The 10,863-nt window shown below is 39.0% G+C and carries 11 protein-coding genes; 9 read left to right on the top strand and 2 right to left on the bottom strand.

Annotation, left to right across the window (positions count from 1 at the left end):
- Window positions 1-6 precede the first annotated feature (6 nt).
- Window positions 7-1,107 (top strand): 2-aminoethylphosphonate--pyruvate transaminase, encoded by a 1,101-nt coding sequence (locus ACYQ73_RS04060; protein ID WP_460011255.1) that lies wholly within the window; start codon window positions 7-9, stop codon window positions 1,105-1,107.
- Window positions 1,097-1,903 (top strand): phosphonoacetaldehyde hydrolase, encoded by an 807-nt coding sequence (phnX, locus tag ACYQ73_RS04055; protein WP_460011254.1) that lies wholly within the window; start codon window positions 1,097-1,099, stop codon window positions 1,901-1,903. The genes ACYQ73_RS04060 and phnX overlap by 11 nt, the downstream gene beginning before the upstream one ends.
- A 102-nt stretch (window positions 1,904-2,005) precedes the next feature.
- Here phnX and def read toward each other — a convergent pair whose 3' ends face one another.
- Window positions 2,006-2,563: a peptide deformylase gene (gene def / locus ACYQ73_RS04050; RefSeq protein WP_460011253.1), complete on the bottom strand. Its 558-nt coding sequence runs from the start codon at window positions 2,561-2,563 to the stop codon at window positions 2,006-2,008.
- Between the two features lie 394 nt (window positions 2,564-2,957).
- Here def and pdhA point away from each other — a divergent pair, with 394 nt between their 5' ends.
- From pdhA to ACYQ73_RS04015, 7 genes are all read left to right on the top strand, one after another.
- On the top strand, window positions 2,958-4,073 hold the full coding sequence (gene pdhA / locus ACYQ73_RS04045) for a pyruvate dehydrogenase (acetyl-transferring) E1 component subunit alpha (protein ID WP_142507608.1): 1,116 nt from the start codon (window positions 2,958-2,960) through the stop codon (window positions 4,071-4,073).
- A 3-nt stretch (window positions 4,074-4,076) separates the two neighbouring features.
- A complete protein-coding gene (locus ACYQ73_RS04040) occupies window positions 4,077-5,054 on the top strand; it encodes an alpha-ketoacid dehydrogenase subunit beta (protein ID WP_079559704.1) in 978 nt (325 codons plus the stop codon).
- Window positions 5,055-5,099: 45 nt separating this feature from the next.
- Window positions 5,100-6,443 carry a dihydrolipoamide acetyltransferase family protein gene (locus ACYQ73_RS04035; RefSeq protein ID WP_460011252.1) on the top strand — a complete coding sequence of 448 codons (1,344 nt, stop codon included), beginning with the start codon at window positions 5,100-5,102 and terminating at the stop codon, window positions 6,441-6,443.
- 5 nt (window positions 6,444-6,448) lie between these two features.
- Window positions 6,449-7,864: a dihydrolipoyl dehydrogenase gene (lpdA, locus tag ACYQ73_RS04030; RefSeq protein WP_370077012.1), complete on the top strand. Its 1,416-nt coding sequence runs from the start codon at window positions 6,449-6,451 to the stop codon at window positions 7,862-7,864.
- Between the two features lie 248 nt (window positions 7,865-8,112).
- On the top strand, window positions 8,113-8,895 hold the full coding sequence (locus ACYQ73_RS04025) for an SDR family NAD(P)-dependent oxidoreductase (RefSeq protein ID WP_460011251.1): 783 nt from the start codon (window positions 8,113-8,115) through the stop codon (window positions 8,893-8,895).
- 201 nt (window positions 8,896-9,096) lie between these two features.
- The gene (locus tag ACYQ73_RS04020; protein ID WP_460011250.1) at window positions 9,097-9,540 is read left to right on the top strand and encodes a CidA/LrgA family protein; all 444 of its coding nucleotides are present in this window, start codon (window positions 9,097-9,099) and stop codon (window positions 9,538-9,540) included.
- A complete protein-coding gene (locus ACYQ73_RS04015; RefSeq protein WP_370077018.1) occupies window positions 9,533-10,210 on the top strand; it encodes an LrgB family protein in 678 nt (225 codons plus the stop codon). The genes ACYQ73_RS04020 and ACYQ73_RS04015 overlap by 8 nt, the downstream gene beginning before the upstream one ends.
- A gap of 36 nt (window positions 10,211-10,246) precedes the next feature.
- On the opposite strand, the gene ACYQ73_RS04010 is transcribed toward ACYQ73_RS04015, so the two are convergent.
- Window positions 10,247-10,843 carry a class I SAM-dependent methyltransferase gene (locus ACYQ73_RS04010; protein ID WP_460011249.1) on the bottom strand — a complete coding sequence of 199 codons (597 nt, stop codon included), beginning with the start codon at window positions 10,841-10,843 and terminating at the stop codon, window positions 10,247-10,249.
- Between the last annotated feature and the right edge of the window lie 20 nt (window positions 10,844-10,863).

Raw genomic sequence — 10,863 nt, 5'->3', positions numbered from 1 at the left:
AATTTTATGAACAACTATAAATTGTTAACACCAGGGCCATTAACGACAACAGAAACAGTAAAACAAGAGATGTTAAAGGATCGTTGCACATGGGATGACGATTATAAAAATGTCACGCAAACAATACGTAAGCAGCTTTTAGAGTTAGCGCAAGTGAAAGAAGTGGATTACACAGCTGTTCTTATGCAGGGGAGTGGCAGCTTTGTTGTAGAAGCTGTATTAACAACTGTGGTTGGTGAGAGAGATAAAATCCTTATTATCACAAACGGTGCCTACGGTGAACGCATTGTCGATATGGCTAAAGTGCTTAAGCTACAGCATACAGTCTATAGTGTTCCTTATAATGAACAACCGTCTCCACTCGAAGTTAAAGAGCTGTTGGAAAATGATTCAACAATAACACATGTTGCCATTGTACATTGTGAAACGACAACTGGAATTTTAAATCCTATTGCTGAAATAGGAAGCGTCGTGGAAGAGTTGAACAAAACGTTTATCGTTGATGCGATGAGTAGCTTTGGTGGCGTACCAATGGATGTATCAGCATTAGGGATTGATTATTTAATTAGCAGTGCCAATAAATGTATCCAAGGAGTACCGGGGTTTGGCTTTGTTATTGCGAAGATTGAGGAGTTAGAAAAGTGTAAAGGGCAAGCGAGAAGCGTTGCGTTAGATTTATATAGTCAGTGGGAAGTAATGAAACTAGATGGAAAATGGCGTTTTACATCACCTACACATGTAGTGGCAGCTTTTGCGAAGGCATTAGAGGAGCTCGCGGAAGAAGGGGGAATACATGCCCGCTACGAACGATATGCGAATAATAATCATATACTTCGCTCTCGTTTAAAAGCCCTTGGGTTTAATGCCTATATTTCAGAGGAGCTTCAATCACCTATTATTACAACGTTTTTATTCCCTTATGAAGGGTTCTCCTTCGAGCATCTCTATGATGCGATAAAAAAAGCAGGCTTTGTCATTTATCCAGGGAAATTAACGGATGTGGATACATTCCGAATTGGCAACATTGGAGATATTCACGAAGATGATATGACTACATTATGTAAGGTTATCGAAAATTATATGGCGGTGATGAACAATGAAGGTTAAAGGTGTTATTTTTGATTGGGCAGGTACAACTGTTGATTTTGGTTGCTTTGCTCCAGTAAATGTTTTCCTGACAGTTTTTGAAGATGCGGGAATCAAGGTAACGCTAGAGGAAGCACGTAAGCCGATGGGAATGCTGAAAATCGATCATATCCGTACAATGCTCGAAATGCCTAGAATTCGTGGGGCATGGAACCGAAAATATGGCCGGGATTTTACGGAACAGGATGTTCTAGCTCTATATATGCAGTTTGAATCAAAGCTAATGGAATCGTTAGCTACTTACACAGATCCGATTCAGTATGTGAAAGAAGTGGTGCATCGATTAAGGGAAGAGGGTATTCGTATTGGCTCCACGACGGGGTATACCGACTCTATGATGGAGGTAGTGACTCAACATGCAGCGGCAAAAGGATATGAACCTGATTTTTTAGTAACGCCTACTCAAGTAGGAGATAAAGGACGTCCATACCCGTATATGATTTTTAAAAATATGGAGGCATTAGGTATTGGGGTAACGAAACAAGTTGTGAAGATTGGTGATACAACCTCGGATATTAAAGAGGCTTTAAATGCAGGTGTCTGGGCTGTTGGTGTTATTGTTGGGAGTTCCGAGATGGGGTTATCTGAAGAAGAGTTTATGGCTTTATCTGAAGAAGAGCAGCAAATAGCTATTGATAAAACAGCTCAAATATTTAAAGAAACAGGTGCACATTATACGATTCGTACGATGGAAGAGCTGCCTGCGCTGTTGGAAAAAATTAATGAACGTTTAGAACAAGGAAGAGAAATAGCATAAAAATAATGGGGATATTTTTGGTGGAAGATCACAACGAGCCTGAAAAGAAAGTAGACCCCGCAGTTTATAATAACTGCAGGGGTTTGCTTTCGTTCTGAGCCCCTAATCGCGCTCGTATGGTGTAGAATCTGGAATTTCCGCAAATGGATTTTTTTCATTGATGCGATCGTAAAACATAATGCCGTTAAGGTGGTCTAATTCGTGTTGGAAGGCTATAGCAGGCATGCCTTTAAGTCGCATTTTTTTCTCTTCGCCGTCAATAGTTTTAAATTTAACTGTAACACGAGCATGACGTGGTACATAGCCGGGAACATTACGATCTACAGAAAGGCAGCCCTCACCCGCTGCAAGGTATGTGTTTTCTACAGAGTGGCTAACGATTTTTGGGTTGATAGCTACAAAACTTAATTGTTCGCCGTTGTCATCTGTTAAATGAAGAGCAAACATTCGATGTAGGCTATTTATTTGATTGGCAGCTAATCCAATACCGCCACGTAAATTATATTTATCTGCCATTTCAGGATCTTGGCTGTTTATTAAATATTGAAGCATGTCTTCAGCAAGCTGTCTTACTTCATCGGTTAAAGGGAATTTGACCTCCTCAGCTTTTGTGCGTAAAGTCGGATGACCTTCGCGAATAATATCATCCATTAAAATCATATATGAATCTTCCTTTCAACTTTGTAGTGCTTACTTATAATTATACATCACGTCTTAAAACAATCACATGAAAAAAGACCTTATTTGAATATACTTAAAAAATTTTTCTAATGCTATTAGATTGTCTACAACTGGGGCATTCTACTATTGGTAATCATGTTGGGAAACTGAATAATTGTGTGCGTTCGACAAGTTGTTATAATACAGTTTTTCTTTATTGGTGGTACAGTGTAGGACAGGTTTATTTATTTGTTATGTTAGAAAAAATCTTTGTTTACACGCGTATTATATGATTGACCGACGGTATTTTATTCAGTATACTGAGTGCAAAGAATAAGTTGTACTAGTTGAAATGGTGATTTATTTTAATACAGCTGAAAGGGAGATGTGACAAATGGGCAAGAAAAACAATAATATTTTTGACGCTAAACAAACGCTAACTGAAATAGAAGATAAATTTGAAATGTTTCAAATTTTGAATGAAGAAGGCGAAATTATAAATGACGAGGCAGACCCAAAGTTATCTGATGAGGAGCTAGTTGAGTTAATGACGCGTATGGTTTATACACGTATTTTAGACCAACGTTCCATTTCTCTTAACCGTCAAGGTCGATTAGGCTTCTATGCACCAACGGCTGGGCAAGAAGCTTCACAACTTGCTTCACACTTTGCATTAGAAAAAGAAGACTGGATTTTACCAGGTTACCGTGATGTACCACAAATCGTATGGCATGGTTTACCTTTAGATAAAGCGTTTTTATTCTCACGTGGTCATTTTATGGGGAATCAAGTTCCTGAAGGGGTAAACGTATTAGCACCTCAAATCATTATCGGTGCACAATATATTCAAGCTGCAGGTGTAGCTCTTGGTATTCAAAAACGTGGTAAAAAGGCTGTGGCTGTCACTTATACAGGTGATGGTGGTTCATCGCAAGGGGATTTCTATGAAGGCATTAACTTTGCAGGTGCGTTTAAATCACCAGCAATCTTCATTGTACAAAATAACCAATATGCAATTTCAACACCTCGTGAATTACAAACAGCTGCGAAAACAATTGCTCAAAAAGGTGTAGCAGCAGGCTTACCAAGTATTTTAGTTGATGGAATGGATGCGCTAGCAGTTTACGTAGCAACACGTGATGCACGTGAGCGCGCAGTTAATGGCGAAGGTCCAACTTTAATTGAAACACTGTGCTATCGCTATGGTCCTCATACAATGGCAGGAGATGATCCAACGCGTTACCGTACATCGGATACAGATACTGAATGGGCGCAAAAAGACCCTCTTGTACGCTTCCGTAAATATCTAGAAGCGAAAGGTTTATGGGATGAGCAAAAAGAAGAGGCTGTTATTGAGCGTGCAAAAGAAGAAATTAAAGAGGCAATCAAGAAAGCCGATGCTGCTCCAAAACAAAAAGTAACACAGTTAATGGAAAACATGTATAAAGGCGAAATGCCATCAAATTTAAAAGAACAATATGAAATCTATAAAGAGAAGGAGTCGAAATAACCTATGGCACAAATGACAATGATTCAAGCAATTACAGATGCACTTCGCACAGAATTAAAGAACGATGAAAACGTTCTTGTATTCGGGGAAGATGTAGGTGTCAATGGTGGGGTATTCCGCGCAACTGAAGGCCTACAAAAAGAATTCGGTGTTGACCGCGTTTTCGATACTCCATTAGCAGAGTCAGGTATTGGTGGCTTAGCAGTCGGACTTTCTCTTCAAGGTTTCCGTCCAGTTCCTGAAATTCAGTTCTTCGGCTTTGTTTATGAAGTAATGGATTCAATTAGTGGTCAATTAGCGCGTATGAGCTATCGTAGCGGTGGTGTCTATAATGCACCAGTAACAATCCGTTCTCCATTTGGTGGTGGTGTACATACACCAGAAATGCACTCAGATAGCTTAGAGAGTTTAATGACTGCACAGCCAGGGTTAACGGTTGTTGTACCATCTACACCATACGATGCTAAAGGCTTATTAATTTCATCTATTCGAAATGATAACCCAGTCATTTTCTTAGAACATTTAAAATTATATCGTTCATTCCGTGAAGAGGTACCAGAGGAAGCATACGAAATTCCACTAGGTAAAGCGGATGTAAAACGTGAAGGTAAAGATCTGACAATCATTGCCTATGGTTTAATGGTTCACGAAAGCTTAAAGGCTGCAGAAGAGCTAGAAAAAGAAGGCCACTCTGTAGAGGTTATTGATTTACGTACAATCCAACCAATTGATATTGAAACAATTATTGCGTCAGTTGAAAAAACAGGTCGTGCAATCGTTGTACAAGAGGCTCAAAAACAAGCAGGTATCGCTGCAAATGTTGTGGCTGAAATTACAGAACGCGCGATTTTAAGCTTAGAAGCACCAGTACTTCGTGTGGCTGCACCAGATACTGTGTACCCATTCCCACAAGCTGAAGGTGTTTGGTTACCGAACTATAAAGATGTAATGGAAACTGCAAAAAAAGTTTTAACATTCTAATGTAGCTTCTAAACAAGGAACTGTAAATAGAAAGGATGGGTACACATGGCATTTGAATTTAGATTACCAGACATAGGCGAGGGTATTCACGAAGGCGAAATCGTGAAATGGTTCGTTAAAGCTGGAGATGCAGTAAAAGAAGATGATATTCTTTGTGAAGTACAAAATGACAAAGCAGTGGTAGAAATCCCTTCTCCGGTTGAGGGAACAGTAGAGGAAGTCTTAGTAGGAGAAGGCACAGTAGCGGTTGTTGGTGATGTCTTAATCCGCTTTGATGCACCTGGCTATGAAGACTTAAAGCTAAAAGGTGATGACCATGCTGAGGCGAAAACAGAGGCTCAAGTTCAAGCAACAGCTGAGGATGGTCAGAAAGTAGAAAAGGCTCCTGTTAAAGATGAGCAGGCTCCAGAGAAAGCTACTGAAAAGACTGAAACTGTAGCTGTAGCTGATGAAAATAAGCGTGTCATCGCAATGCCTTCAGTACGTAAATTTGCACGAGAGCATGATGTTAATATTCGTGAAGTTAAAGGTACAGGCAAAAATGGTCGTATTTTAAAACAAGATATTGAGAATTCCCTAAAAGGTGGAGGCGCTGTAGAGGCTGAAGTAGCACCGGTGGCTAATGAGGAGGCTGTTCAGCAAGAAACAACTGCACAAGCAGCAGCACCAGTAGTTCTTGAAGGTGAATTCCCTGAAACACGTGAGAAAATGTCGGGCATTCGAAAAGCGATTGCAAAAGCGATGGTTCACTCGAAACAAACGGCTCCACATGTTACACTAATGGATGAAGTCGATGTAACAGCTCTAGTAGCACATCGCAAAAAATTCAAAGATATTGCTGCTGAAAAAGGTGTCAAATTAACGTACTTACCATACGTAGTTAAAGCGCTTATTTCAACTTTACGCGAATTCCCAGAATTTAACCGCTCATTAGATGATGCAACACAAGAGATTATTCAGAAGCATTATTATAATATTGGTATTGCAGCAGATACAGAAAAAGGCTTGTTAGTACCAGTTATTAAGCACGCAGATCGTAAATCTGTATTTGCAGTATCAAACGAGATTAATGAATTAGCGACAAAAGCACGTGAAGGCAAGCTTGCACCACATGAAATGAAGGGCGCTTCGATGTCGATTACGAATATCGGCTCTGCAGGAGGACAATGGTTTACTCCGGTAATTAATCATCCTGAAGTAGCAATTCTAGGTATTGGTCGAATTTCAGAAAAACCTGTAATAAAAAATGGTGAAATTGTAGCCGCACCTGTGTTAGCATTATCATTGAGCTTTGATCATCGTATGATTGATGGAGCCACTGCGCAAAATGCTTTAAATCACTTAAAGCGTTTGCTAAGTGAACCAGAATTATTATTAATGGAGGCGTAACAAAAATGGTAGTAGGAGATTTTCCAATCGAAACAGATACTCTTGTCATTGGTTCAGGTCCTGGAGGATATGTAGCCGCAATCCGTGCAGCTCAAACTGGCCAAAAAGTAACAATCGTTGAAAAAAATGTACTTGGTGGTGTGTGCTTAAACGTAGGTTGTATCCCATCAAAAGCATTAATTTCAGTAGGTCACCGTTTTGAGCATGCTAAACATTCAGATGACATGGGTATCATCGCTTCTGACGTGAAATTAGACTTCTCAAAAGCACAAGCATTTAAAGACAGCGTTGTTAAAAAATTAACTGGCGGTGTTGAAGGCTTACTTAAAGGTAATAAAGTTGAAATTGTACAAGGTGAAGCTTATTTCGTTGACGCTCATTCAGTGCGTATCATCAATGGTGAATCTGCTCAAACTTACACATTTAACAATGTAATTATCGCAACAGGTTCTCGCCCAGTTGAAATTCCAACATTCAAATTCTCTGATCGCGTACTAAATTCTACTGGCGCACTTTCTTTACAAGAAGTACCAGGTAAATTAGTGGTTATCGGTGGAGGTTATATTGGTACAGAGTTAGGTTCAGCATATGCTAATCTTGGCTCACAAGTAACAATTATCGAGGGCGGAAAAGATATCTTAGCTGGTTTCGAAAAACAAATGACACAAATCGTGAAAAAAGGCCTTAAAAAGAAAGGCGTTGAAATGGAAGTAAACGCATCTGCAAAAGGCGTTGAAGAAACAGAAAACGGCGTAGTAGTAACATATGAAGTTGGCGGAGAAGAGAAAAAAGTTGAAGCTGACTATGTATTAGTAACTGTGGGTCGTCGTCCAAATACAGATGAAATGGGCCTTGCTGAAATCGGTATTGAATTTGGTGAACGTGGTCTTATCAATGTTGACAAACAATGTCGTACAAATATTCCAAACATCTATGCAATTGGTGATATTGTAGCTGGTCCTCAACTTGCTCATAAAGCATCTTACGAAGGTAAAGTTGCTGCTGAAGCAATCGCTGGTGAAAAATCAATCGTTGATTATTTAGCTATTCCTGCTGTATGCTTCACAGATCCAGAAATGGCAACAGTTGGTTATAACGAAGATGAAGCGAAAGCTGAAGGCATTGAATACACTGCAGCGAAATTCCCATTCGCAGCAAATGGTCGTGCACTTGCATTAAACCAAACAGAAGGTTTCGTGAAGCTTGTTGCGCGTAAAGAAGATGGCTTATTAATCGGTGCTCAAATCGTAGGTGCTGGTGCATCAGATATGATCGCTGAAATGGGCTTAGCAATTGAAGGCGGCATGACTGCTGAAGATATCGCATTAACAATCCATGCTCACCCAACATTAGGTGAAATTACAATGGAAGCTGCTGAAGTATTACTTGGCAACCCGATCCATATTGTAGCTAAAAAATAATAAAGTTTATGAAAACGGCTATAAAGCATTTGCTTTGTAGCCGTTTTTTTGTATATTACTTGTAATTTTGATAAAGTAATTATATCGAATGAATATTCAAATAATATAGTTCGGTTGGGATTATATTAAATACCGAATAGATTTAGCAAATGTGTCAGATAGTCTCTGAAATTGACTGCTAGATATTCGAACATGATATCGATGTTTGTATAACAAAAGAAGTTGAACAAAAAACTGGGGTGATAACAATGGAACTAGGCTTAAAAGGGAAAGTAGCAGTTATTACAGGTTCAAGTAAGGGAATTGGTTATTATACAGCGATGCAGCTTGTGAAAGAGGGGGCAAAGGTTGTACTTTGTGCTCGTGGTGAAAAACAGCTTCAAGTGGCCGCTGGCTGTATTAAAAACGAAACAGGCGAGGACGTATTAATTGTAGCGACTGATATTACAAAGGAAAAAGATTGTAAATACTTAATTGAACGAACAGTAGAACATTTTGGTCGCCTTGATATTCTTATTAATAATGCAGGGACAGCTTCAGCTAATCCATTTGAAGCGGTTAGTAGTGAACTATGGCAAGCTGATTTAGATTTAAAAGTGTTTGGTGCTGTCAATTGTTCAAAATATGCTGCACCTCATTTGCGTAAGGTTGGTGGAGGTGCAATAGTTAATGTGACTGCGGTAATGGCTAAAACACCACCAGCAAATTCACTCCCTACTACTGTAAGTCGTGCGGCAGGACTTGCGTTAACAAAGGCTATGAGCAAAGACTTAGGGAAAGATAATATTCGTGTGAATTCTGTTTGTATTGGGCTTATTCGTAGTGATCAAATAGAGAAGAAGTGGAAAGAAGAAGCGCCAGAACTATCATGGGAAAATTATTCCCGTAAAGTAGGTCAAGAGATTCCGCTTGGTCGAGTAGGGGATACTCAAGAAGCAGCGAATGTCATTACTTTTTTAGTATCAGATGCAGCTAGTTATGTGACAGGGACTGCTGTAAACATTGATGGTGGTTCTGGACACGCATTATAATGTAAAAAAAGACTATTTAGCGGTGTCTAAAAAACGAATATAGAGCAGTTTTTAGACAACCTCTTTATCCTATATATAGAAAAAGGATGGCTCAAAGTGTTTTGGAGTTATCCTTTTTTTCTATTGTTTTCCTAAAATTACAATAGACAGAAAATTCCTGCAGATGTAGAATAAACGTTATAGGGGGTGAAATGTGGCGAAATGTTGAACGGAAATTTTACTTCGATGTTAAAGAGAGTTGTTCGTATGATTGTTCAGATTGGGATACTCAATATTTTTTATTACATGGGTGTTGGCATTGTGGCTTTACTACATGTACCTCTTCCGGGAAGTGTAATTGGATTACTATTACTAGCACTTTCACTCAATTTTAAAATAATTAAAGTAGAATACATTCAAGATGGAGCAGGCTTCTTAATTGGCGTATTAACCTTGTTTTTCATTCCTGCAACAGTAGGAGTGATTGACTACCCTGAACTTTTTTCAACAACTGGCCTATTGATTATGCTAGCCGTTATAGCAAGCACGCTAATCTCTATTTATGTTACAGGATTACTTAGTCAAATGGTTGAGAAAAAAGAGCTGGCTAAAAAAGAAAGAGAAGCCATTGTAGAAGAAGGAGAGGGGGAATTAACGGTTGATTGAAATTATTGTTGTCGTTGGCACCGTTGTCTTATTCGTGTTATTTACAAAACTTTATCAACGTTACCCACATCCTTTAATGATCCCACTAGTGACGACAACGATCGTCAGTGCTGTTATGTTATTAGTCTTTAATATTCCATATTCTACTTATATGGAGGGAGGGCAATGGCTTCAAAAAATGCTAGGCCCAGCAGTTGTAGCATTAGCTTATCCTCTATATAATCAGCGTGAGATCATTATGAAATATAAGTATGCTATTTTGTCAGGTATTTTTATCGCCATGATTACAGGCTTAGCGACAATATTTGTGATGCTGAAATGGATTGGCGTCAATAAAAGTTGGCTGCTGACGGCCTTGCCTAAATCATTAACGACACCTGTAGGTATGCAGGTGAGTGAGACAATTGGTGGCATCCCACCATTAACAGCTGTACTCGTAATGCTAGCAGGGTTTGTAGGCGCTATTATTGGACCGTTAGTCATTAAATACGGCAAAATTGATTCTGCCGTTAGTAGAGGTGTTGCGGTAGGTAGTGCTTCACATGGAGTTGGACTTGTTAAATTAAGAGAATATGGAGAACAAGAATTATCAGTAGGCTCGCTATCTATGGCCTTAACTGCAATTATTGGCGCATTTTTATGTCCACTTTTTGTTTATTTATTTTTGTAAAAAAAAGCTATATACAGAAATCTGTATATAGTCTTTTTAATTTTTTTCGATAATAAATTGAATGGTATGAGCAAGTCCTGTATGGAGTATACCTTCATTTCGCATTTGTTCACCTGTGAAAAAATGGATGATTTTATGAGGCTGACACCACTTTAGAACATCCAAAGGATCATATAAGAAATCAAGCTGTCTTGGGCCACCTGATGCGTAAGGTAGTTGATAAATTGAATAAAGTTCCATCATAATACGACCGCCAGGTTTTACAGAGTTTACAATCCGCTTAAACACTTCTTGTTGCTGTTCGGCTGGAAAATGTCCAAACACCATAATAGCAGCATCAAACTTTTCTACTGTCAGTTCATCTTGCAGTAAGTCAGTGAGCTTTGTGTGCACTCTAACGTTATGTTTTTCTGCGAGCTGTTCTGTTTTTTTAAGACCACTTTCCGCATAATCAAAGGCAGTTACTGTATGCCCCTGTAAAGCTAAAAATACAGCATTTCGACCTTCACCTTCGGCATATGCAGCCACATTTGGGTAATCCTTTAAATAGTGTACATAGTCTTCTATAAATGCATTTGGCTGCTCACCATACACATATTCAGCTGTTTTAAATCGTTGATCCCATGTATTCATTCCATCACTCCCTTTCTAAA

The sequence above is a fragment of the Lysinibacillus sp. CTST325 genome (genome assembly GCF_054665055.1).
The sequence above is the reverse complement of the archived record's forward strand: the minus strand, read 5'-3'. Positions and strand labels throughout refer to the sequence as shown.